Source organism: Phytobacter ursingii (assembly GCF_001022135.1).
GTDB classification, from domain to species: Bacteria; Pseudomonadota; Gammaproteobacteria; order Enterobacterales; family Enterobacteriaceae; genus Phytobacter; species Phytobacter ursingii.
Genome location: NZ_CP011602.1, coordinates 4,256,035 through 4,281,423, shown reverse-complemented (window position 1 = coordinate 4,281,423; position 25,389 = coordinate 4,256,035). Strand labels below are relative to the sequence as shown.

Here is a 25,389-nt window from a genome sequence, read left to right as displayed (position 1 = left end):
GGAGCAGAAATAAAGGGAGTCGTAATAAACATGATGCGGTTGTCGAAGGATTCCGTCGCCGTTGGTCTGAGCTGGCTATTGACTGGTTTTATTGTGCTACTGGTGTGCCTGTTCTCCGCGCTTATCGTGCGTGACTATGACCGGGAGAACAATGCCGCGCGGCAAACCATTCAGGAGAAAGGCAGCGTGTTAATTCGCGCCCTTGAGTCCGGAACCCGCGTGGGCTTAGGTATGCGTATGCATCATACGCAACTGCAGGCGCTGCTGGAGGAAATGGCCTGGCAGCCCGGCGTGTTGTGGTTTGCGGTGACGGATGAGAACGGCAAAATTCTCGCCCATAGTGATCCACAGCAGGTTGGCGGGACACTGTACTCCGCCAATACGATGCACGAACTGAAGATTGGCCGGGAAGAACGCTGGCGGCGGCTCGAACAGCCGGAACCGGCACTGGAGATTTATCGTCAATTTCGCCCGCTTAACAGCGGTGGCGGCCATCATATGCGTATGATGCTATCCCGCGAATCTGCTGTTCAGCGTGCCGAGCTACCGCAGGTCATTTTCATCGCTTTTGATACGCGCGAACTGGATGCTGCCAGGGTTCGTGGCCTGCGCAATATGGTCATTATGATCTGCGCTGCAGGGGTCGTCATGATTGCAACCGTGTTGAGCCAGTTCTGGTTTCGCCGTTATCAGCGTTCGCGTAAACAATTGCAGGAGGCGATGGCGCGCAAAGAAAAGCTGGTGGCGCTTGGGCATCTGGCTGCGGGTGTCGCGCATGAGATCCGCAATCCGTTGTCTTCCATCAAAGGGCTGGCAAGGTATTTTGCCGAACGCGCTCCGCCTGATGGAGAAGCGCATCAACTGGCTCAGGTGATGGCGAAGGAGGCCGATCGTCTGAACAGGGTTGTCAGCGAGCTACTGGAACTGGTGCGTCCGGCCCATTTAACCTACCAGTCAGTTGATCTGAATGAAGTGATTAGACACTCGCTTCGGTTGGTTAGCCAGGATGCCGCAAGCCGGGCGATTATGCTCAATTTCAGCCCGCAGCCAGAGTTATGCCGTATTCAGGCCGATCCGGATCGTTTGAAGCAGGTGTTGCTGAACCTCTACCTCAATGCTATCCATGCCATTGAGCATGATGGTGTCATTACGGTTGCAGCGAGTGAATGTGGCGACGGGCGAGTTAAGGTAAGCGTTGCGGACAGCGGTAAGGGGATGACGGCGGAGCAGTTACAGGCCATCTTCACCCCGTATTTCACCACCAGGGCCGACGGCACCGGGCTGGGTTTAGCGGTGGTGCAAAACATTATTGAGCAGCACGGCGGAATGATTCAAGTCGAGAGCATTCCCGGCAAGGGGGCGGCATTTATTATCTTTTTGCCGATCAACGGGCAACAGAAGGATGAACAAGGATGAATGGCAGGCAGGTCGATATTCTGGTGGTGGACGATGACATCAGCCATTGCACTATTTTACAGGCCCTGTTACAGGGCTGGGGATATCGTGTTGAGTCGGCCCATAACGGCATGCAGGCGCTGGAACAGGTGCGTCAGCATGTATTTGATCTGGTACTTTGCGATATCCGCATGGCAGAGATGGACGGTATCGAAACGCTGAAAGAGATCAAAACCTTGAATCCGTCGATTCCGGTATTAATCATGACTGCGTACTCCAGCGTTGATACCGCAGTGGAAGCGCTGAAATCCGGAGCGCTGGACTACCTCATCAAGCCGCTGGACTTTGACAAGTTGCAGCAAACATTGTCTCAGGCGCTGGCGCACACGCGTCTGAGTGAGTCCCCCGTAGCAGACACTCCCGCCGCGCAGTTTGGTATGGTTGGCGATAGCCCGGCGATGCGAACTTTGCTGAACAATATTGCCCTGGTTGCGCCATCTGATGCGACGGTATTAATTCACGGCGAGTCGGGAACCGGGAAAGAACTGGTCGCGCGGGCGCTGCATGCCAGCAGTGGTCGCAGCCACAGGCCGCTGATTACCCTCAACTGTGCGGCGCTTAACGAGTCGTTGCTGGAGTCGGAGCTGTTTGGCCATGAGAAAGGTGCGTTTACCGGCGCGGACAAACGTCGGGAAGGACGTTTTGTTGAGGCGGACGGCGGCACGCTATTTCTGGATGAGATTGGCGATATTTCGCCGCTGATGCAGGTACGTCTGCTACGAGCGATTCAGGAGCGCGAAGTACAACGCGTGGGCAGCAACCAGACCCTTTCGGTCGATGTGCGGCTGATTGCCGCCACCCATCGGCAATTAGCCGAAGAAGTCAGCGCCGGGCGTTTTCGGCAGGATCTTTACTACCGTCTGAACGTGGTGACTATCGACATGCCGCCGCTGCGTCAACGCAGGGAAGATATCCCTCCGCTGGCGCGCTATTTTCTGCAACGTTACGCCGAGCGTAACCGCAAAACGGTACTGGGATTTACGCCACAGGCGATGGACATGCTGATTCACTACGAATGGCCGGGCAATATTCGTGAGCTGGAGAATGCGGTGGAGCGGGCGGTGGTCTTGCTGACCGGGGAGTATATTTCTGAGCGTGAGCTGCCGCTTGCGATTGTCGGTACGCCAGTTTCAGGCAGGCCACTCGAAGGTAACCTGATTCAGCCACTGGTAGAAGTAGAGAAAGAAGCGATCCTGGCGGCACTTGAAAAAACGGGCGGCAACAAAACCGAAGCCGCCCGTCAGTTAGGGATCACCCGTAAAACACTGCTCGCAAAACTTTCGCGTTAGTTTTGCTCGCGGGCAATCGCACGATAACCGATATCTTTACGGCTAAAGCTGCCTTCCCACTGAATATTTTCCATTAATGCATAGGCACGCTTCTGGGCGTCGGCAACGGTATGACCCAGCGCAGTGGCGCACAATACGCGACCACCATTGGTGAGAACGCGATCATCATCGGCCAGCTTCGTCCCGGCGTGGAAGACCTTCGCGCCGTCCACCTCTTCCAGCGGCAAACCGTGGATCTCATCACCGGTGTTGTAATTGCCCGGATAACCCCCCGCTGCGATAACGACGCCGAGAGACGCGCGTTCATCCCAGTCGGAGGTTTTCTCATCGAGCTTGCCATCGCAGGCGGCGAGACACAGATCCACCAGATCGGATTTCATGCGCAGCATGATCGGTTGCGTTTCCGGATCGCCAAAGCGGCAGTTGAACTCGATAACCTTCGGGTTACCCTGTTTGTCGATCATCAGACCGGCGTACAGGAAGCCGGTATAAGTGTTCCCTTCGGCGGCCATCCCTTTCACGGTCGGCCAAATGATACGTTCCATGGTGCGCTGGTGGACTTCATCCGTCACTACAGGAGCAGGGGAGTACGCTCCCATACCGCCCGTATTTGGGCCGGTATCGCCATCGCCGACACGCTTATGATCCTGGCTGGTCGCCATCGGCAGCACATGCTCCCCATCGACCATCACAATAAAGCTGGCCTCTTCACCGTCGAGGAATTCCTCGATCACGATGCGATGGCCCGCGTCACCAAACGCATTACCCGCCAGCATATCGTTGACGGCGGCTTCGGCTTCCTCAAGCGTCATTGCGACGATAACGCCTTTACCGGCAGCCAGACCGTCGGCTTTAATGACGATCGGCGCGCCTTTTTCGCGCAGGTAAGCCAGCGCGGGCTCCACTTCGGTGAAGTTCTGGTATTCCGCAGTCGGAATGTTATGACGCGCCAGAAAATCCTTGGTGAAGGCTTTGGAGCCTTCAAGCTGCGCGGCGCCTTCGGTTGGGCCGAAGATTTTCAGACCTGCCGCGCGGAAGGCGTCAACCACGCCAATCACCAGCGGCGCTTCCGGGCCAACGATGGTCAGATCGATTTTCTCGTTTCGGGCAAAATCCAGCAGGGCCGGAATATCGGTCACGCCGATCGCCACGTTTTGCAGCGTCGGTTCCAGCGCGGTGCCCGCATTACCCGGCGCGACGAAAACGGTGTCGACCAGCGGTGACTGTGCCGCTTTCCACGCCAGCGCGTGCTCGCGCCCGCCGTTACCAATCACTAATACTTTCATTCTTTGCTCCGGGAATTAATGGCGGAAATGACGCATGTCGGTGAAGATCATCGCAATGCCGTGTTCGTCGGCGGCGGCAATCACTTCGTCATCGCGGATAGAACCGCCAGGCTGGATTACACAACTCACGCCAACGGCGGCAGCGGCATCAATACCATCACGGAACGGGAAGAACGCATCAGACGCCATCGCGGAACCTTTCACTTCCAGCCCTTCATCACCGGCTTTGATCCCGGCGATTTTCGCGGAGTAGACGCGGCTCATCTGGCCTGCGCCTATGCCAATGGTCATGCTCTCTTTGGCATACACGATAGCGTTGGATTTCACGAACTTCGCCACTTTCCAGCAGAACAGTGCATCACGCAGTTCCTGTTCGGTTGGCTGGCGTTTGGACACGACGCGCAGTTCGCCTTCACTTACCATACCGAGGTCGCGATCCTGAACCAGCAGGCCGCCGTTCACGCGTTTGAAATCGAGGCCCGGAACACGTGCGGTCCACTCGCCGCAGGTCAGTACGCGGACGTTCTGCTTCGCGGCGGTGATTTTCAGCGCCTCTTCTGTGGCTGAGGGGGCGATGATCACTTCCACAAACTGGCGGGAGATAATAGCCTGCGCGGTTTGCGCATCCAGCTCGCGGTTAAAAGCGATGATGCCGCCGAACGCGGAGGTCGGGTCGGTTTTGTAAGCACGATCGTAAGCATCCAGAATAGAGGAACTGACCGCCACGCCGCACGGGTTAGCGTGTTTAACGATAACGCAGGCCGGTTCGCTGAACTCTTTCACGCATTCCAGCGCCGCATCGGTATCGGCGATATTGTTATAGGAAAGCGCTTTGCCCTGTACCTGCTGCGCAGTCGCAACAGAGGCTTCTTTGATCTCTTCTTCTATATAGAAGGCTGCCTGCTGGTGGCTGTTTTCGCCGTAGCGCATATCCTGCTTCTTAATGAAGTTCAGATTCAGTGTACGCGGGAAGCGGCCAGCCGCTTCTTTTGTCTCGCCGTGATAAGCCGGAACCATGCTGCCGAAGTAGTTGGCGATCATGCTGTCGTAAGCGGCGGTATGTTCGAATGCTTTAATCGCGAGGTCGAAGCGGGTTGCCAGCAGAAGCGAGCCTTCGTTGGCATCCATCTCTTCAATAATAGTGTTGTAGTCGCTGCTCTTTACGACGATGGCCACGTCTTTATGGTTCTTCGCCGCAGAGCGCACCATGGTCGGGCCGCCGATATCGATATTCTCGACCGCATCTTCCAGAGAACAGCTTTCGCGGGCAACGGTCTGGGCAAACGGATAAAGGTTAACAACCACCATATCAATAGGAGAGATGTTGTGCTCGGCCATAATGGCGTCATCCTGGCCGCGACGGCCAAGAATACCGCCATGGACTTTCGGATGCAGAGTCTTAACGCGTCCATCCATCATTTCCGGGAAACCGGTGTAATCGGACACTTCGGTAACCGGCAGGCCTTTATCAGCTAACAGACGGGCAGTGCCCCCTGTAGATAGCAGTTCTACACCGCGTGCAGAAAGTGCCTGGGCGAATTCGACGATACCGGCTTTGTCAGAAACGCTGAGCAGCGCGCGGCGGATTGGACGACGTTGTTGCATGGTAAATCCCCTGGATTTGACGATTACAGAGAGCGTTAGCTGAATTTTCATCAAAAAACTCAGCTAACGCCCCTAACGGGGCATCCTTGTTTTAGCGGGGGCATTTTAACGAAAACGTTTGCGCAACGCTCGCGAATTTTCACTTTTTCGCAGCATTGTGGATAAGTCTGTGTGCAAAAGGGTATAAGGCGGGCTTTTGCTGTGGAATGCAGCAGTCAGTCATTTTTCTGCAATTTTTCTATTGCGGATGCGCGGGAACTCCCTATAATGCGCCTCCATCGACACGGCAGATGTGAATCACTTCACACAAACAGCCGGTTCGGTTGAAGAGAAAAATCCTGAAATAACGGGTTGACTCTGAAAGAGGAAAGCGTAATATACGCCACCTCGCAACGGTGAGCGAAAGCCGCGTTGCACTGCTCTTTAACAATTTATCAGACAATCTGTGTGGGCACTCAAAGTGACATGGATTCTTAACGTCCCCGGACGATAAATGAATACCAAGTCTCTGGAGTGAACACGTAATTCATTACGAAGTTTAATTCTAAGAGCATCAAACTTTTAAATTGAAGAGTTTGATCATGGCTCAGATTGAACGCTGGCGGCAGGCCTAACACATGCAAGTCGAACGGTAGCACAGAGGAGCTTGCTCCTCGGGTGACGAGTGGCGGACGGGTGAGTAATGTCTGGGAAACTGCCCGATGGAGGGGGATAACTACTGGAAACGGTAGCTAATACCGCATAACGTCGCAAGACCAAAGAGGGGGACCTTCGGGCCTCTTGCCATCGGATGTGCCCAGATGGGATTAGCTAGTAGGTGGGGTAATGGCTCACCTAGGCGACGATCCCTAGCTGGTCTGAGAGGATGACCAGCCACACTGGAACTGAGACACGGTCCAGACTCCTACGGGAGGCAGCAGTGGGGAATATTGCACAATGGGCGCAAGCCTGATGCAGCCATGCCGCGTGTGTGAAGAAGGCCTTCGGGTTGTAAAGCACTTTCAGCGGGGAGGAAGGCGATACGGTTAATAACCGTGTTGATTGACGTTACCCGCAGAAGAAGCACCGGCTAACTCCGTGCCAGCAGCCGCGGTAATACGGAGGGTGCAAGCGTTAATCGGAATTACTGGGCGTAAAGCGCACGCAGGCGGTCTGTCAAGTCGGATGTGAAATCCCCGGGCTCAACCTGGGAACTGCATTCGAAACTGGCAGGCTTGAGTCTTGTAGAGGGGGGTAGAATTCCAGGTGTAGCGGTGAAATGCGTAGAGATCTGGAGGAATACCGGTGGCGAAGGCGGCCCCCTGGACAAAGACTGACGCTCAGGTGCGAAAGCGTGGGGAGCAAACAGGATTAGATACCCTGGTAGTCCACGCCGTAAACGATGTCGACTTGGAGGTTGTGCCCTTGAGGCGTGGCTTCCGGAGCTAACGCGTTAAGTCGACCGCCTGGGGAGTACGGCCGCAAGGTTAAAACTCAAATGAATTGACGGGGGCCCGCACAAGCGGTGGAGCATGTGGTTTAATTCGATGCAACGCGAAGAACCTTACCTGGTCTTGACATCCACGGAATTCGGCAGAGATGCCTTAGTGCCTTCGGGAACCGTGAGACAGGTGCTGCATGGCTGTCGTCAGCTCGTGTTGTGAAATGTTGGGTTAAGTCCCGCAACGAGCGCAACCCTTATCCTTTGTTGCCAGCGGTCCGGCCGGGAACTCAAAGGAGACTGCCAGTGATAAACTGGAGGAAGGTGGGGATGACGTCAAGTCATCATGGCCCTTACGACCAGGGCTACACACGTGCTACAATGGCGCATACAAAGAGAAGCGACCTCGCGAGAGCAAGCGGACCTCATAAAGTGCGTCGTAGTCCGGATTGGAGTCTGCAACTCGACTCCATGAAGTCGGAATCGCTAGTAATCGTGGATCAGAATGCCACGGTGAATACGTTCCCGGGCCTTGTACACACCGCCCGTCACACCATGGGAGTGGGTTGCAAAAGAAGTAGGTAGCTTAACCTTCGGGAGGGCGCTTACCACTTTGTGATTCATGACTGGGGTGAAGTCGTAACAAGGTAACCGTAGGGGAACCTGCGGTTGGATCACCTCCTTACCTTAAAGAACCTGCCTTTGCAGTGCTCACACAGATTGTCTGATGAAAAGTGAATAGCAAGGCGTCTTGCGAAGCAGACTTCAGTGTCCCCTTCGTCTAGAGGCCCAGGACACCGCCCTTTCACGGCGGTAACAGGGGTTCGAATCCCCTAGGGGACGCCACTTGCTGGTTGTGTGAGTGAAAGTCGCCTGCCCTACTATCTCAAAACTGACTCACGAGTCATGTTTGAGATATTTGCTCTTTAAAAATCTGGATCAAGCTGAAAATTGAAACGACACACAGTGTCTGTTCTCCGTAATAAGAACAGATGACGGTGTGTTCGAGTCTCTCAAATTTTTACAGCGCGAGAATGAATCGAAAGAAACATCTTCGGGTTGTGAGGTTAAGCGACTAAGCGTACACGGTGGATGCCCTGGCAGTCAGAGGCGATGAAGGACGTGCTAATCTGCGAAAAGCGCCGGCGAGGTGATATGAACCTTTGACCCGGCGATGTCCGAATGGGGAAACCCAGTGTGTTTCGACACACTATCATTAACTGAATCCATAGGTTAATGAGGCGAACCGGGGGAACTGAAACATCTAAGTACCCCGAGGAAAAGAAATCAACCGAGATTCCCCCAGTAGCGGCGAGCGAACGGGGAGCAGCCCAGAGCCTGAATCAGCTTGTGTGTTAGTGGAAGCGTCTGGAAAGTCGCGCGATACAGGGTGACAGCCCCGTACACGAAAGCACACAGGCTGTGAGCTCGATGAGTAGGGCGGGACACGTGGTATCCTGTCTGAATATGGGGGGACCATCCTCCAAGGCTAAATACTCCTGACTGACCGATAGTGAACCAGTACCGTGAGGGAAAGGCGAAAAGAACCCCGGCGAGGGGAGTGAAAAAGAACCTGAAACCGTGTACGTACAAGCAGTGGGAGCACCTTCGTGGTGTGACTGCGTACCTTTTGTATAATGGGTCAGCGACTTATATTCTGTAGCAAGGTTAACCGAATAGGGGAGCCGAAGGGAAACCGAGTCTTAACTGGGCGTTAAGTTGCAGGGTATAGACCCGAAACCCGGTGATCTAGCCATGGGCAGGTTGAAGGTTGGGTAACACTAACTGGAGGACCGAACCGACTAATGTTGAAAAATTAGCGGATGACTTGTGGCTGGGGGTGAAAGGCCAATCAAACCGGGAGATAGCTGGTTCTCCCCGAAAGCTATTTAGGTAGCGCCTCGTGAATTCATCTCCGGGGGTAGAGCACTGTTTCGGCTAGGGGGCCATCCCGGCTTACCAACCCGATGCAAACTACGAATACCGGAGAATGTTATCACGGGAGACACACGGCGGGTGCTAACGTCCGTCGTGAAGAGGGAAACAACCCAGACCGCCAGCTAAGGTCCCAAAGTCATGGTTAAGTGGGAAACGATGTGGGAAGGCACAGACAGCCAGGATGTTGGCTTAGAAGCAGCCATCATTTAAAGAAAGCGTAATAGCTCACTGGTCGAGTCGGCCTGCGCGGAAGATGTAACGGGGCTAAACCATGCACCGAAGCTGCGGCAGCGACACTATGTGTTGTTGGGTAGGGGAGCGTTCTGTAAGCCTGCGAAGGTGTGCTGTGAGGCATGCTGGAGGTATCAGAAGTGCGAATGCTGACATAAGTAACGATAAAGCGGGTGAAAAGCCCGCTCGCCGGAAGACCAAGGGTTCCTGTCCAACGTTAATCGGGGCAGGGTGAGTCGACCCCTAAGGCGAGGCCGAAAGGCGTAGTCGATGGGAAACAGGTTAATATTCCTGTACTTGGTGTTACTGCGAAGGGGGGACGGAGAAGGCTATGTTAGCCGGGCGACGGTTGTCCCGGTTTAAGCATGTAGGCTGATTATCCAGGCAAATCCGGATAATCAAGGCTGAGGTGTGATGACGAGTCACTACGGTGATGAAGTAACAAATGCCCTGCTTCCAGGAAAAGCCTCTAAGCATCAGGTAACACGAAATCGTACCCCAAACCGACACAGGTGGTCAGGTAGAGAATACCAAGGCGCTTGAGAGAACTCGGGTGAAGGAACTAGGCAAAATGGTGCCGTAACTTCGGGAGAAGGCACGCTGATGTGTAGGTGAAGTCCCTGCGGACGGAGCTGAAATCAGTCGAAGATACCAGCTGGCTGCAACTGTTTATTAAAAACACAGCACTGTGCAAACACGAAAGTGGACGTATACGGTGTGACGCCTGCCCGGTGCCGGAAGGTTAATTGATGGGGTTATCCGTAAGGAGAAGCTCTTGATCGAAGCCCCGGTAAACGGCGGCCGTAACTATAACGGTCCTAAGGTAGCGAAATTCCTTGTCGGGTAAGTTCCGACCTGCACGAATGGCGTAATGATGGCCAGGCTGTCTCCACCCGAGACTCAGTGAAATTGAACTCGCTGTGAAGATGCAGTGTACCCGCGGCAAGACGGAAAGACCCCGTGAACCTTTACTATAGCTTGACACTGAACATTGAGCCTTGATGTGTAGGATAGGTGGGAGGCTTTGAAGTGTGGACGCCAGTCTGCATGGAGCCAACCTTGAAATACCACCCTTTAATGTTTGATGTTCTAACGTGGACCCGTGATCCGGGTTGCGGACAGTGTCTGGTGGGTAGTTTGACTGGGGCGGTCTCCTCCCAAAGAGTAACGGAGGAGCACGAAGGTTGGCTAATCCTGGTCGGACATCAGGAGGTTAGTGCAATGGCATAAGCCAGCTTGACTGCGAGCGTGACGGCGCGAGCAGGTGCGAAAGCAGGTCATAGTGATCCGGTGGTTCTGAATGGAAGGGCCATCGCTCAACGGATAAAAGGTACTCCGGGGATAACAGGCTGATACCGCCCAAGAGTTCATATCGACGGCGGTGTTTGGCACCTCGATGTCGGCTCATCACATCCTGGGGCTGAAGTAGGTCCCAAGGGTATGGCTGTTCGCCATTTAAAGTGGTACGCGAGCTGGGTTTAGAACGTCGTGAGACAGTTCGGTCCCTATCTGCCGTGGGCGCTGGAGAATTGAGGGGGGCTGCTCCTAGTACGAGAGGACCGGAGTGGACGCATCACTGGTGTTCGGGTTGTCATGCCAATGGCATTGCCCGGTAGCTACATGCGGAAGAGATAAGTGCTGAAAGCATCTAAGCACGAAACTTGCCCCGAGATGAGTTCTCCCTTGTCCTTTAAGGACACTAAAGGAACGTTGAAGACGACGACGTTGATAGGCCGGGTGTGTAAGCGCAGCGATGCGTTGAGCTAACCGGTACTAATGAACCGTGAGGCTTAACCTTACAACGCCGAAGATGTTTTGGCGGATTTGAGAAGACGAACAATATTCAGCTTAGATTCAGAGTCCGAAGGATTTTGCGCTGAGACAAGGCGGCCAGCGAAGAAAAGGAAGGAGCATACTGAGGTATGTGACTGACTTTACGAGAGCAGCCAACGCAGTATCAGCACAAAAGACACAGGACAGAGCACAAAGAATTTGCCTGGCGGCTTTAGCGCGGTGGTCCCACCTGACCCCATGCCGAACTCAGAAGTGAAACGCCGTAGCGCCGATGGTAGTGTGGGGTCTCCCCATGTGAGAGTAGGGAACTGCCAGGCATCAAACCAGTAAGAAGCCCATCCTGACGGATGGGCTTTTTGCGTTTTCTTCGCATGATAAAAGGAATTTTTCATGTCTGTTCTTTATATCCAGGTTCGCAAAAATCATATCACCGTTCGCAACATTGAGCGTAAGCAGGATGTATCAGGAAGCGGTGCGTTTAGTAATCAACGCCTGCTTATTGCTGATTTTTTCAAGGCCGAAAAAGTTCTGTGGGACCTGATCGAACAGATCCGACCCCGTTCATGGTTCAGGAAACTGCTGCGCACAGACCGCTTTGACATTGTTATCAGCGCGCTGGAAATGAACGAGGGCGGATTATCGCAGGTCGAAGAACGTATCCTGCAGGAAGTCGTCGCAGGTGCGACGCGAATGCGTTATCGCCGCTTGATAACGCACGCGCAATCAACACCCCTGAGCGATGACGCTGTGATGGCGCTGATTGCGGAGCGGTAAAAAAGAGTTAAGCGGTGAACATTACGGTTGATAGCGTAAATGCAGCAGTGGATATGGCCTGCCGGAATCATCCTTTTCGCTTCGCCCGGTTACCATAAATCCCAGCTTAAGGTAGAACCCAATGGCCTGCTCGTTTTGCTCATTAACGTTGGTCGTTAAGTTGGGAGCCAACAACAGAGCGTGTTCAACCAGTCGTTTCCCTACGCCGCTGCCGCGAACGTCAGGATCAATAAACAGTGCATCCATATGCTTATCGGTGAGTAGCATAAACCCAACAGGTTCATCCTGTTTATTGACGGCAACCCAAAGCGGCGCTGTCGGTAAAAATGCACTCACCTGCTCCTCCAGTTCTGCCCGATAGTCTCTGGACAAAAAATCATGTGTCGCATCGACCGAGCGGCACCAGATAGCGATCAGCCTCTCTCCTTCCTCAGGTCGCGAACGACGAATACTAATAACCATATTGTCTCCTGTTATGCGTGCTTATATTCTAACGCAAACACTTTCGTGAAACTTTCTCACCTTGAACATGCAGACTCGACAACACGCCTATTCCTGGGTATTGTCAGCTATCTGGATGTCTAAACGTTTAAACGTATGCAGTGAGGATATAAGTTATGCCGATTCGGGTGCAGGACGAGCTACCAGCCGTCAATTTCTTGCGTGATGAAAATGTCTTTGTGATGACGACATCGCGTGCTACAGGTCAGGAAATTCGTCCGCTCAAGGTGCTTATCCTCAACCTGATGCCAAAGAAGATAGAGACAGAGAACCAATTTTTGCGGTTACTCTCCAACTCGCCACTGCAGGTGGATATCAAGTTACTGCGTATTGACGCCCGTGAATCACGCAATACGCCGACGGAACATCTCAACAACTTCTACTGCAACTTTGATGAAATCAGCGAAGAGAATTTCGATGGTTTGATCGTAACCGGTGCGCCCCTGGGTCTGGTCGAATTTAACGACGTTGCCTACTGGCCGCAGATCAAACAGGTACTGGAGTGGGCAAAAGATCATGTCACCTCCACGCTATTTGTCTGTTGGGCGGTACAAGCCGCACTCAACATCCTTTACGGTATCCCGAAGCAAACCCGCAGTGAAAAGCTGTCCGGTGTCTACGAGCATCACATTTTGCATCCACATGCCCTGCTGACGCGTGGTTTTGATGATACTTTCCTCGCGCCGCACTCACGCTATGCTGATTTCCCGGCGGCACTGATTCGTGACTATACCGACCTGGAAATTCTGGCTGAGACCGAGCAGGGCGATGCCTATCTGTTTGCCAGTAAAGATAAGCGTATCGCCTTTGTTACTGGTCATCCTGAGTACGACGCCAATACCCTGGCGGGGGAATATTTCCGTGATGTTGAGGCCGGGCTGTCACCGGACATCCCGTATAACTATTTCCCGAAAAATGATCCCCGGAACAAGCCACATGCGACATGGCGTAGTCATGGCAATCTGCTATTTACCAACTGGCTGAACTACTACGTTTACCAGATTACGCCGTTCGATCTGAGCCACATGAACCCAACGCTGGATTAACGTTTCAGCAAGATCCTAAAGCGTTTCAGCATCCCTTTTCAGGCACCTTCGGGTGCCTTTTTCATACCTGAAACTCCCTCCATCAAGTAATTAAATTTTAAATTTATTGTTATCAACAGGTTAAGTGTATTTTTAAATTAAAATGGAAATTGTTTTTGATTTTGAAAATTAAATGAGTAGTCTTAATTGTGCTGAACGAAAACCATACAACGATCTTTCGTTCGCGTTGGGGAGTGTACGCGGATCAACGATGAGGAGCAGCACAATGACACAACAGGCAACGACGACAGGCGGATTGGCTTTTAATAAGCCTCATGGCGAAATGGAAAAGCAAATTCTGACCCCGGAAGCGGTCGAATTCCTTTCTGAGTTGGTGACACGCTTTACGCCACAGCGCAATAAGTTACTGGCCACGCGTATGCAACAGCAGCAGGATATCGACAACGGTAAGCTGCCTGATTTTATTTCGGAAACCAATTCCATTCGTGAGGGTGACTGGACGATTCGCGGTATTCCACAGGATTTGCAGGATCGACGTGTTGAGATTACCGGGCCGGTTGAGCGCAAGATGGTGATCAATGCGCTCAATGCCAACGTGAAAGTTTTTATGGCGGATTTCGAAGACTCCCTTTCACCGGACTGGGATAAAGTGATTGATGGGCAAATTAACCTGCGTGATGCAGTGAATGGCACTATCAGCTATACCAACGAAGCCGGAAAAATCTACCAACTCAAACCCGATCCGGCGGTGCTGATTTGCCGTGTCCGTGGTCTGCACCTGCCAGAAAAACATGTCACCTGGCGTGGTGAAGCCATCCCCGGCAGTCTGTTCGACTTTGCGCTCTATTTCTTCCACAACCATAAAGCGTTGCTGGCAAAAGGCAGCGGTCCTTACTTTTATCTACCCAAGACGCAGGCGTGGCAGGAAGCGGCATGGTGGAGCGAAGTATTTTGCTATGCCGAAGACCGCTTCGATCTGCCGCGCGGCACCATCAAGGCCACCTTGTTGATTGAGACACTGCCTGCCGTCTTCCAGATGGATGAAATCCTCTATGCGCTGCGCGATCACATTGTTGGTCTGAACTGTGGCCGTTGGGATTACATCTTTAGCTATATCAAGACATTAAAAAATCACCCTGACCGTGTGCTGCCCGATCGTCAGGTGGTAACGATGGATAAACCGTTCCTGAGTGCCTATTCACGGCTGCTGATTAAAACCTGTCACCGTCGTGGTGCGTTTGCAATGGGCGGCATGGCGGCCTTTATTCCCAGTAAAGATGCTGAACGGAACAACCAGGTACTCAACAAAGTAAAAGCGGACAAGCTGCTGGAAGCCAACAATGGCCATGACGGTACATGGATTGCGCATCCGGGACTGGCAGATACCGCCATGGCTGTCTTTAACGAGGTACTGGGTGATAACAAAAATCAGCTGACGGTTACTCGCGAAAATGATGCGCCCACTACGGCAGATCAACTGCTGGCGGCCTGCGATGGCGAACGTACAGAAGAGGGGATGCGCGCCAATATTCGCGTGGCCGTCCAGTACATCGAAGCCTGGATCTCCGGCAACGGCTGCGTACCGATTTACGGCCTGATGGAAGATGCGGCAACGGCTGAAATCTCGCGCACATCAATCTGGCAGTGGATCCATCACGAGAAAACGCTCAGCAACGGCAAGCCGGTTACGAAGGCCTTGTTCCGTCAAATGCTGGCCGAAGAGATGCTGGTCATTCAGGAAGAGCTGGGCGAGCACCGCTTTAGTAGCGGGCGTTTCGACGATGCTGCGCGCCTGATGGAACAGATCACCACCTCAGATGAGTTAATCGACTTCCTGACGTTGCCAGGTTACCGCCTGCTGGCGTAATGACCCAGGCTATTTTGTTTGCCATTTTGGCCCCGGGCAGTGCTCAAAATCCTCACGTACGCTAAGTACGCTCCGGTTTTTGCGCGGCTTCCCGTGACCAAACTGCCTTCACCAATAACGCCTGGGAAGCCAGGACGATAATATGGAGCATCTGCACATGAAAACCCGTACCCAACAAATCGAAGAACTGAAAAAAGAATGGACTAACCCTCGCTGGGAAGGCATCACGCGTCCTTATAGCGCGGAAGAGGTGGTGAAATTACGTGGCTCGGTGAACCCGGAATGCACGCTGGCGCAGATGGGCGCAGCGAAAATGTGGCGTCTGCTGCATGGTGAGGCGAAAAAAGGCTATATCAACAGCCTTGGCGCACTGACGGGCGGGCAGGCATTGCAACAGGCAAAAGCAGGCATCGAAGCGATTTATCTGTCGGGCTGGCAGGTGGCGGCAGATGCGAACCTGGCCTCCAGCATGTATCCGGATCAATCGCTCTACCCGGCCAACTCCGTTCCGGCTGTGGTCGATCGGATCAACAACACCTTCCGCCGTGCGGATCAGATCCAATGGTCAGCGGGTATTGAACCGAACGATCCGCGTTACACCGATTATTTCCTGCCGATCGTGGCGGATGCCGAAGCTGGTTTTGGCGGCGTACTGAATGCCTTTGAACTGATGAAATCGATGATTGAAGCCGGTGCAGCGGCCGTTCACTTCGAAGATCAGCTGGCGTCGGTGAAAAAATGCGGTCATATGGGTGGGAAAGTGCTGGTCCCGACGCAAGAGGCGATTCAAAAACTGGTGGCCGCGCGTCTGGCGGCGGATGTCATGGGCGTACCGACGCTGGTAATTGCCCGTACTGATGCGGATGCCGCGGACCTGATTACCTCCGATTGCGACCCCTATGACAGCGAGTTCATCACTGGCGAGCGCACCAGCGAAGGATTCTACCGTACCCGCGCCGGGATCGAACAAGCCATTAGCCGTGGTCTGGCGTATGCGCCGTACGCCGACCTGGTATGGTGTGAAACCTCAACACCCGATCTGGCGCTGGCGAAACGCTTTGCCGATGCAATTCATGCGAAATTCCCGGGCAAACTGTTGGCGTATAACTGCTCACCGTCCTTCAACTGGCAGAAAAACCTGGACGACAAAACCATTGCCAGTTTCCAGCAGCAGTTGTCGGAGATGGGTTACAAATATCAGTTTATTACCCTGGCGGGCATTCACAGCATGTGGTTCAACATGTTCGACCTTGCACACGCCTATGCGCAGGGTGAAGGGATGCGGCACTACGTTGAAAAAGTACAGCAGCCGGAGTTTGCCGCCGCCAAAGAGGGCTACACCTTCGTTTCTCACCAGCAGGAGGTGGGCACGGGCTACTTCGATAAAGTGACCACCATCATTCAGGGCGGGGCGTCCTCTGTTACCGCGTTAACCGGGTCAACTGAAGAAGCACAGTTCTAATCTTTTCCCCCTCACCCCTCTCCCCTGAGGGGAGAGGGGGCGGTTTGGCGCAGGTCTGTTTTTCGCCCTCTTCCTGTCGGGGAGAGGGCGAGGGGGAATCTATGTCACGTGGTCTGGAATTACTGATTGCACAAACCATCCTGCAAGGTTTCGACGCGCAATACGGACGCTTTCTGGAAGTCACTGCTGGCGCACAGCAGCGTTTCGAACTGGCCGACTGGCATGCCGTTCAGCAGGCGATGAAGCAGCGTATCCATCTTTATGATCATCATGTTGGGCTGGTTGTGGAACAGTTACGCTGCATCACCGACAGCCAGCGACCGGATGCCGAATTTTTGCTGCGGGTGAAAGCGCATTACACCCACCTTTTGCCGGATTATCCGCGCTTCGAAATTGCGGAGAGTTTTTTTAACTCCGTCTACTGTCGCTTGTTCGATCACCGCGCGCTTAGCCCCGAGCGTCTGTTTATTTTTAGCTCTCAGCCAGAACGGCGCTTTCGCACCATTCCGCGCCCGCTGGCAAAAGACTTTTGGCCAGAGCGTGGCTGGGAATCCCTGTTAACCAAGGTCTTATCCGATTTGCCGCTTCGCCTGCCCTGGCAGGATAAAGCACGGGATGTGGGTTATATCATTACTCACCTGACAAAGACGTTTGGCGCAGATACGCTGCGTCAGTCTCATCTGCAGGCCGCAAACGAGCTGTTTTACCGTAATAAAGCGGCGTGGTTAGTGGGTAAATTGATCACCCCTGCGGGCACGCTTCCCTTCCTGTTGCCGATTCATCGTACCGACGAAGGCGAGTTGTTTGTCGATACCTGCCTGACCTCGCACGCGGAAGCGAGTATTGTCTTCGGCTTTGCTCGCTCCTATTTTATGGTATATGCCCCGCTTCCCGCGGCCACCGTCGAGTGGCTACGGGAGATCCTGCCGGGAAAAACCACCGCCGAACTCTATATGGCCATTGGCTGCCAGAAACACGGTAAGACGGAAAGCTATCGCGAATACCTGAACTATATTCATGCCTCGGACGAACAGTTTGTTGAGGCGCCGGGCATTCGCGGCATGGTGATGCTGGTCTTCACGCTGCCGGGCTTCGATCGGGTCTTTAAGATCATCAAAGATAAATTTCCGCCACAAAAAGAGATGAGCGCGGCGCATGTGCGCGCCTGCTATCAGCTGGTGAAGGAGCATGATCGCGTCGGGCGAATGGCGGATACGCAGGAGTTTGAACACTTTGTTCTGGAAAAGCGGCAGATTGATCCGGCGTTAATGGCGCTATTGCTCCAGGAGGCGCCGCAGAAAATCACTGACCTTGGGGATCGTATTTCAATCAGCCATCTCTATATCGAGCGCCGGATGGTGCCGCTCAATATCTGGTTTGAGCGGGTACGCGGTTCGCAGTTGCGCGATGCGGTGGAAGAGTATGGTAACGCCATCCGTCAGCTTGCTGCGGCGAATATTTTTCCCGGCGATATGCTGTTTAAAAACTTCGGCGTGACCCGTCACGGGCGCGTGGTGTTCTACGACTATGACGAGATCTGTTATATGACGGAGGTAAATTTCCGTGATATACCGCCGCCGCGTTATCCGGAAGATGAATTGAGTGCCGAACCCTGGTACAGCGTTGCGCCAGGGGATGTTTTCCCGGAAGAGTTCCGCCATTGGTTGTGCGCCGATCCGGAAATTGGCCCCCTGTTTGAAGAGATGCATGCCGATCTGCTGCGTGCTGATTACTGGCGAGGCCTGCAGGCACGAATCAAAAACGGCCATGTGGAAGACGTTTATGCCTACCGTCGCCGCCAGCGTTTTTGCGTTCGCTACGGCAACCTGCAGCAGGCGGGGTAAACCGGCATCCTGATTCAGGCCACCTCGACAACGGCAAACTCCTCAAAAATCAGCTCCATATCCGCGGTCCATGTGCCTTCACGTTCAAAGAAGGCCTGATGCGCCGATTGCCAGTAAGCCAGGCTCAAATCACCTTCACCTTCCAGCGCCGCGAGCTCGGGGCTCATTTCGTTAAAACGGATGAGCCTGAGCGCCAGGGTTCGAATCACGCATACCGCTTTACCTTTGCCGTCCAGCACAATGTGATATGTGCCAGGCGTCACGGGCGGTTGTTCTTGCTGATAGCTGGCAAGCGAGCCGCAGGTTCCGCGCTTTTTCCCTGCGACGACCAGGGCCGCCAGCTCATCGGCCAGTTCCGGTGAATCACCGAACGACCAGCAAAAAGCAGAAGGGTATTTATCCTGCCAGTATGATTTCAGATCAGCCATTTTGTCGCATCCCACCCCAGGCGATCGTCACCTCTTTGGCCCCTTTGATCGCCAGCGCGCCCAGCTCAGTGACCCGATCATCGGTGATACGGGAAATCGGCCCGGAAATTGAAATCGCGGCAAACGGTACGCCATGTTCATCATAAATGCAGGCGGCGACGCAGCGCAGGCCAAGGGCATGTTCTTCATCATCAAAGGAGTAACCGCGCTTGCGCGTCTGAGCGAGATCTTCTTTCAGGTGTACCGGGGATACCAGCGTAGCATGGGTGTAAGCATGCAGCCCTTTGCGGTGCAGCAGGCCGGAGACCTGGTCATCGTTTAAATACGCGAGGAACGCCTTACCCGCGCCGGAAGCGTGCATCGGCAGCTTCCCGCCAATGGGCGCGGACATGCGCATCAATTGGGTACACTGCACCTGGTCTATAATTATGGCCTGATGATCGCTTTGGTCGAGCACCGCCAGGTTGACCGTCTCGCCGGAATCTTCCATCAACTTGCGCAGGATCGGATGGACAATCGCCATCAGATTGCGGCTTTGCAAAAAGCTGCTGCCGACGATAAACGCGTGGGCGCCAACGGACCAGTGACCGAGTTCGCCTACCTGTCGTACAAAGCCAAGCTGTTGCATGGTCGTGAGCAGACGGTGGGTGGTGGAGTTGGGCAGGCCGGCCTGTTGCGCCAGTTCGGTGAGCGCAACGCTACCGGGGGATTCGGCGATTGACTCAAGCAGTTTGAGTCCACGCGTCAGAGACTGGACTTGCCCGGTAGCCTGAGCGGCGGGGGCGGCGGGTTTTCTGCCGCGTTTAGCGGGGACAGTGGCAACCATGGCTGACTCCTTTTCTGTATCGTGGAAATCATTTTCGTTTTATTTAATTATAATGCAACACTGGCGCGGACTGATCGGATGAGTTCAAATGAACATCTCTCATGTTACCCCTGTGTGCCTTTTCCGCTCTGTCAGTTTGTGCCAGTATGTCCTGCTGGCCTTTTGGCCTGGTTGAGCGTTGTCGGGAGCACGTGTGAGCAGCAAAGTTGAGCAACTGCAGCAGCAGTTAAAAGAACGAATTTTGGTTCTGGACGGGGGCATGGGCACCATGATCCAGAATCAGCGTCTCAGTGAGCAGGATTTTCGCGGCGAGCGATTCGCTGACTGGCCCTGCGACCTCAAAGGTAACAATGACCTGCTGGTGATTACAAAGCCGGAGGTGATTGCCGCTATCCATTCCGCTTATTTTGCAGCGGGCGCGGATATTATTGAGACCAACACCTTTAACTCCACAACGATCGCGATGGCGGATTACCAGATGGAATCCCTGTCAGCGGAGATCAACTTTGCGGCCGCCAGACTCGCTCGTGCGTGTGCCGATGAATGGACTGCCCGCACACCGGATAAACCGCGCTATGTCGCCGGTGTCCTTGGGCCAACCAACCGTACAGCCTCGATATCGCCGGATGTTAACGATCCCGCGTTCCGTAATATCACCTTTGATCAACTGGTCACCGCCTATCGCGAATCGACCAAAGCGCTGGTGGAAGGTGGTAGTGACCTGATTTTGATCGAAACGGTATTCGATACCCTGAACGCAAAAGCCGCTATTTTCGCGGTGAAAGCTGAGTTTGAGGCGCTGGGCGTCGAACTGCCGATCATGATTTCCGGCACCATTACCGATGCTTCCGGGCGTACGCTTTCCGGGCAAACCACGGAAGCCTTCTATAACTCATTGCGCCATGCCGATGCGCTCACCTTCGGCCTGAACTGCGCATTGGGGCCGGACGAGCTGCGCCAGTATGTCCAGGAACTTTCGCGCATTGCCGAATGCTACGTCACCGCGCACCCGAATGCGGGTTTACCAAACGCCTTTGGCGAATACGATCTCGATGCCGACACCATGGCCGCACAAATTCGCGAATGGGCAGAGTCCGGCTTTCTGAACGTGGTTGGCGGCTGCTGTGGCACCACACCTGATCATATTAAAGCGATGAGCGATGCCGTCGCAGGCCTGCCCCCGCGCCAGTTGCCGGAAATTCCGGTCGCCTGCCGTCTGGCGGGCCTGGAGCCACTGAATATTGGCGATGACAGCCTGTTTGTTAACGTAGGAGAACGTACTAACGTTACCGGTTCGGCGAAATTCAAGCGTCTGATCAAAGAAGAAAAGTACAACGAAGCGCTGGATGTGGCGCGTCAGCAGGTAGAAAACGGCGCGCAAATCATCGATATCAATATGGATGAGGGGATGCTCGACGCTGAAGCGGCGATGGTGCGTTTTCTTAACCTGATTGCTGGCGAACCGGACATTGCCCGTGTGCCCATTATGATCGACTCCTCGAAATGGGACGTTATCGAAAAAGGGCTGAAATGCATTCAGGGTAAAGGCATCGTTAACTCCATCTCGATGAAAGAAGGGGTAGAGGCCTTTATCCATCACGCGAAGCTGGTTCGTCGCTATGGCGCGGCCGTGGTGGTGATGGCCTTTGATGAAGTCGGGCAGGCGGATACCCGCGAGCGCAAAATCGACATTTGCCGCCGGGCGTACAACATTCTGACCAAAGAGGTAGGCTTCCCGCCGGAAGATATTATTTTTGACCCGAACATCTTCGCGGTCGCCACCGGTATTGAAGAGCACAACAACTACGCGCAGGACTTTATCGGCGCCTGTGAAGATATCAAACGCGAGCTGCCCCATGCACTGATTTCCGGCGGCGTCTCCAACGTCTCATTCTCGTTCCGTGGTAATGACCCGGTTCGTGAAGCGATTCATGCAGTCTTTCTTTATTACGCCATCCGTAATGGCATGGACATGGGGATCGTCAACGCCGGACAACTGGCGATTTACGACGACCTGCCGACAGAACTGCGCGATGCGGTCGAAGATGTGATTCTTAACCGTCGCGATGACAGTACAGAACGCTTGCTCGATCTGGCGGAAAAATACCGTGGCAGCAAAACCGACGATACCGCCAGCGCCCAGCAGGCGGAATGGCGGACCTGGGATGTGAAGAAACGCCTGGAATATTCGCTGGTTAAAGGCATCACCGAATTTATCGAAGAGGATACCGAAGAAGCCCGTCAGCAGGCTGCCCGCCCGATTGAGGTGATTGAAGGGCCGCTGATGGACGGTATGAATGTAGTCGGCGACCTGTTCGGCGAGGGCAAAATGTTCCTGCCGCAGGTGGTGAAATCCGCACGCGTTATGAAACAGGCGGTGGCCTACCTTGAGCCGTTTATTGAAGCCAGCAAAGAGAAAGGCTCCAGCAACGGCAAAATGGTTATCGCCACCGTTAAAGGCGACGTCCATGACATCGGTAAAAATATTGTCGGCGTGGTCTTACAGTGTAATAACTACGAAATCGTCGACCTGGGCGTCATGGTGCCAACGGACAAAATCCTCAAAACCGCCCGTGAAGTGAACGCCGACCTGATTGGCCTGTCTGGCCTGATCACCCCGTCGCTGGATGAAATGGTCAACGTAGCGAAAGAGATGGAGCGTCAGGGCTTTACCATCCCGCTGCTGATTGGCGGCGCGACGACATCGAAAGCGCACACGGCGGTAAAAATCGAACAGAATTACAGCGGTCCGACGGTCTATGTGCAAAACGCCTCACGCACCGTGGGCGTGGTCTCCGCGCTGCTTTCCGACACTCAGCGCGACGATTTTGTGGCGCGCACGCGCAAAGAGTACGAAACCGTGCGTATCCAGCACGGACGTAAAAAGCCGCGCACCCCGCCAGTGACGCTTGAGGCCGCCCGCGAAAACGATCTCGCATTCGACTGGCAGAGCTACACCCCGCCGGTGGCGCATCGCCTGGGCGTGCAGGAAGTGGAAGCAAGCATCGAAACCCTGCGTAACTATATCGACTGGACGCCGTTTTTTATGACCTGGTCGCTGGCCGGCAAATATCCGCGCATTCTCGAAGATGAGATTGTCGGAGAGGAGGCACAACGCCTGTTCAAAGATGCCAATGATATGCTTGACCAGTTGAGTGCGACAAAAGCGCTGAACCCGCGCGGTGTAGTGGGCTTGTTCCCGGCGAACCGCGTTGGCGACGATGTTGAGATCTATCGCGATGAAACTCGTACTCAGGTGCTCGCGGTAAGTCGTCATCTGCGTCAGCAGACTGAGAAAGTCGGCTTTGCTAACTACTGTCTGGCCGATTTTGTCGCGCCGAAGTTGAGCGGTAAAGAAGATTACATTGGTGCGTTTGCCGTTACCGGTGGTCTTGAAGAAGACTCGCTGGCAGAGGCCTACGACGCGCAGCATGATGATTACAACAAAATCATGGTGAAAGCGGTGGCTGACCGTCTGGCGGAGGCCTTCGCGGAATACCTGCATGAGCGTGTACGTAAGGTCTATTGGGGCTATGCGGCCAATGAGAACCTCAGCAACGAAGAGTTGATCCGCGAAAACTATCAGGGGATTCGCCCGGCACCGGGGTACCCGGCCTGTCCGGAGCATACGGAAAAGGGCACCATCTGGCAGTTGCTGGATGTGGAGACCCATACCGGTATGAAGCTGACGGAATCCTTCGCTATGTGGCCGGGTGCCTCGGTTTCTGGCTGGTACTTTAGCCACCCTGACAGCAAGTATTTCGCCGTGGCGCAGATTCAGCGCGACCAGGTTGAAGACTACGCACTACGTAAGGGGATGAGCGTGGCGGAAGTGGAACGCTGGCTGGCGCCGAATCTGGGCTATGACGCGGACTAATCGCAGCCTGTCCTCTCTCTACCGGCCTGTTAGCAGGCCGGTTTTTTTATGTCCGTCATACGCTTACTGCTGACATATTTAACTCGCCGGAAATATTTTTTGATTATTTTTTATTAATCGTATGACAAATATAGTTTGTTATCTCTGGTCTTAAAATATATAACTGTATAGGCAGTTGAGATCGTGCGGTAAAATAATAACGTATTAAAAGTGATACCTTAAAAATATATTAAAATTCCGGTGTTATTTTTGATACTTTAAAAGTCCCTCAATAAATCAGGTTATGTGATCGCTGTTAGTAACTCAGCATAGTTGCATTTAATAAAATAGCCAAATAAACACAGCGCTTTTATTACCTGAATCAGAGCTAAATAAACCTGGCTCTAATCTATATTACTGAGGCCATATTATGGAAACCGTTCAAAATACCCTCGTCGCTCGCGAAAGCAGCGGCTGGAGAAAAAGTGATACCGTGTGGATGCTGGGTCTGTACGGTACTGCTATTGGCGCAGGGGTGCTTTTCCTGCCGATTAACGCCGGGGTTGGTGGTTTAATTCCGTTAATCATCATGGCAATTCTCGCATTCCCGATGACATTTTTCGCTCACCGTGGTTTAACCCGTTTCGTTTTATCGGGTAAAAATCCGGGTGAAGATATCACCGAAGTGGTTGAAGAACATTTCGGTATCGGCGCGGGTAAACTCATTACGTTGCTCTACTTCTTCGCTATTTATCCGATTCTGCTGGTTTATAGTGTCGCCATTACCAACACCGTCGATAGCTTTATTACTCACCAGCTTGGCCTGGTTTCACCGCCGCGCGCCATTTTATCGCTGATTCTGATTATCGGCATGATGGGCATTGTCCGCTTTGGCGAAAAAATGATTGTTAAAGCGATGAGCGTACTGGTATTCCCGTTCGTTGTTGCGCTGATGATGCTGGCGCTGTATTTGATTCCGCAATGGAACGGTGCGGTCCTGGATACACTTTCACTGAGCAACGCGGCGCCGTCTGGTCACGGTTTGTGGATGACCCTGTGGCTGGCAATTCCGGTCATGGTTTTCTCCTTTAACCACTCGCCGATTATCTCCTCTTTCGCAGTGGCTAAACGCGAAGAGTACGGTCAGGATGCCGAACGCAAATGTTCCCGTATCCTGGGCTTTGCACATATAATGATGGTGCTGACCGTGATGTTCTTTGTGTTCAGTTGCGTACTGAGCCTGTCCCCGGAAAACCTGGCGGAAGCGAAAGCACAAAACATCTCCATTCTCTCCTATCTGGCAAACCATTTTAACGCGCCGGTGATTGCCTGGATGGCGCCGATTATCGCCATGATCGCCATTACCAAATCTTTCCTCGGTCACTACCTTGGTGCGCGTGAAGGTTTCAACGGCATGGTGATTAAGTCTCTGCGTAGCAAAGGCAAATCCATTGAAATCAACAAACTGAACAAGATCACTGCGCTGTTTATGCTGGTGACCACCTGGATTGTTGCGACCCTCAACCCGAGCATCCTGGGCATGATTGAAACACTGGGTGGCCCGGTTATCGCGATGATTCTGTTCCTGATGCCGATGTATGCCATCAACAAAGTACCGGCTATGCGCAAGTACAGCGGTCATATCAGTAACGCGTTTGTGGTGCTGATGGGTCTGATTGCCATCTCCGCCATCTTCTTCTCTCTGTTCAGCTAAGTTTTCAGCGCCGCCTGTCACAGGCGGCGCATCCGTTTTGCTTTGTAACCGCA

14 protein-coding genes, 1 tRNA gene and 3 rRNA genes are annotated in these 25,389 nt (G+C 53.6%); 13 read left to right on the top strand and 5 right to left on the bottom strand.

All coding sequences use genetic code 11. The features are described from left to right. Positions 1 to 33: 33 nt before the first annotated feature. A complete protein-coding gene (gene zraS, locus AB182_RS23705; RefSeq protein WP_047373421.1) occupies positions 34 to 1,416 on the top strand; it encodes a two-component system sensor histidine kinase ZraS in 1,383 nt (460 codons plus the stop codon). Next, positions 1,413 to 2,744, top strand: a complete 1,332-nt coding sequence (gene zraR / locus AB182_RS23700) for a sigma-54-dependent response regulator transcription factor ZraR (RefSeq protein WP_047372240.1) — start codon at positions 1,413 to 1,415, stop codon at positions 2,742 to 2,744. The genes zraS and zraR overlap by 4 nt, the downstream gene beginning before the upstream one ends. Here the strand turns inward: zraR and purD are convergent. Next, on the bottom strand, positions 2,741 to 4,030 hold the full coding sequence (purD, locus tag AB182_RS23695) for a phosphoribosylamine--glycine ligase (protein WP_047372239.1): 1,290 nt from the start codon (positions 4,028 to 4,030) through the stop codon (positions 2,741 to 2,743). The genes zraR and purD overlap by 4 nt on opposite strands. A 15-nt stretch (positions 4,031 to 4,045) precedes the next feature. Continuing rightward, a complete protein-coding gene (purH, locus tag AB182_RS23690) occupies positions 4,046 to 5,635 on the bottom strand; it encodes a bifunctional phosphoribosylaminoimidazolecarboxamide formyltransferase/IMP cyclohydrolase (protein WP_047372238.1) in 1,590 nt (529 codons plus the stop codon). A gap of 563 nt (positions 5,636 to 6,198) precedes the next feature. Here purH and AB182_RS23685 point away from each other — a divergent pair. From AB182_RS23685 to AB182_RS23665, 5 genes are all read left to right on the top strand, one after another. Beyond that, positions 6,199 to 7,740: ribosomal RNA gene (locus AB182_RS23685) — 16S ribosomal RNA — on the top strand. 85 nt (positions 7,741 to 7,825) lie between these two features. Next, positions 7,826 to 7,901 (top strand) — tRNA-Glu (locus AB182_RS23680). A gap of 219 nt (positions 7,902 to 8,120) precedes the next feature. Beyond that, positions 8,121 to 11,022, top strand: a 23S ribosomal RNA gene (locus AB182_RS23675). Positions 11,023 to 11,219: 197 nt separating this feature from the next. Continuing rightward, positions 11,220 to 11,335 (top strand): 5S ribosomal RNA (rrf, locus tag AB182_RS23670). Together the 16S, 23S and 5S rRNA genes with 1 tRNA gene alongside form the textbook arrangement of a ribosomal RNA operon. Before the next feature lie 73 nt (positions 11,336 to 11,408). Next, positions 11,409 to 11,792 (top strand): YjaA family stress response protein, encoded by a 384-nt coding sequence (locus tag AB182_RS23665; RefSeq protein ID WP_047372237.1) that lies wholly within the window; start codon positions 11,409 to 11,411, stop codon positions 11,790 to 11,792. Positions 11,793 to 11,813: 21 nt separating this feature from the next. Here AB182_RS23665 and AB182_RS23660 read toward each other — a convergent pair whose 3' ends face one another. After that, a complete protein-coding gene (locus AB182_RS23660; RefSeq protein WP_047372236.1) occupies positions 11,814 to 12,254 on the bottom strand; it encodes an acetyltransferase in 441 nt (146 codons plus the stop codon). A 155-nt stretch (positions 12,255 to 12,409) separates the two neighbouring features. Between AB182_RS23660 and metA the strand changes: the two genes are divergently transcribed. The 4 genes from metA to aceK all read left to right on the top strand — a co-directional run bounded on the left by metA (position 12,410) and on the right by aceK (position 18,512). Further along, the gene (gene metA, locus AB182_RS23655; protein ID WP_047372235.1) at positions 12,410 to 13,339 is read left to right on the top strand and encodes a homoserine O-acetyltransferase MetA; all 930 of its coding nucleotides are present in this window, start codon (positions 12,410 to 12,412) and stop codon (positions 13,337 to 13,339) included. A gap of 265 nt (positions 13,340 to 13,604) precedes the next feature. Continuing rightward, a complete protein-coding gene (aceB, locus tag AB182_RS23650; RefSeq protein ID WP_047372234.1) occupies positions 13,605 to 15,206 on the top strand; it encodes a malate synthase A in 1,602 nt (533 codons plus the stop codon). A gap of 157 nt (positions 15,207 to 15,363) precedes the next feature. After that, positions 15,364 to 16,668 carry an isocitrate lyase gene (aceA, locus tag AB182_RS23645; protein ID WP_103245891.1) on the top strand — a complete coding sequence of 435 codons (1,305 nt, stop codon included), beginning with the start codon at positions 15,364 to 15,366 and terminating at the stop codon, positions 16,666 to 16,668. 101 nt (positions 16,669 to 16,769) lie between these two features. Further along, complete coding sequence (aceK, locus tag AB182_RS23640; protein ID WP_047372233.1) at positions 16,770 to 18,512, top strand: bifunctional isocitrate dehydrogenase kinase/phosphatase; 1,743 nt, start codon at positions 16,770 to 16,772, stop codon at positions 18,510 to 18,512. Positions 18,513 to 18,526: 14 nt separating this feature from the next. Here aceK and AB182_RS23635 read toward each other — a convergent pair whose 3' ends face one another. Beyond that, entirely contained in the window at positions 18,527 to 18,931 is a 405-nt protein-coding gene (locus AB182_RS23635) for an ASCH domain-containing protein (protein WP_120785469.1), read from the bottom strand. A gap of 1 nt (position 18,932) precedes the next feature. Next, on the bottom strand, positions 18,933 to 19,766 hold the full coding sequence (gene iclR, locus AB182_RS23630) for a glyoxylate bypass operon transcriptional repressor IclR (RefSeq protein ID WP_047372231.1): 834 nt from the start codon (positions 19,764 to 19,766) through the stop codon (positions 18,933 to 18,935). A gap of 193 nt (positions 19,767 to 19,959) precedes the next feature. Here iclR and metH point away from each other — a divergent pair, with 193 nt between their 5' ends. Further along, complete coding sequence (metH, locus tag AB182_RS23625; protein WP_047372230.1) at positions 19,960 to 23,643, top strand: methionine synthase; 3,684 nt, start codon at positions 19,960 to 19,962, stop codon at positions 23,641 to 23,643. A gap of 409 nt (positions 23,644 to 24,052) precedes the next feature. Then, positions 24,053 to 25,336, top strand: a complete 1,284-nt coding sequence (locus AB182_RS23620) for an HAAAP family serine/threonine permease (RefSeq protein ID WP_047372229.1) — start codon at positions 24,053 to 24,055, stop codon at positions 25,334 to 25,336. The last annotated feature ends 53 nt before the right edge of the window (positions 25,337 to 25,389 follow it).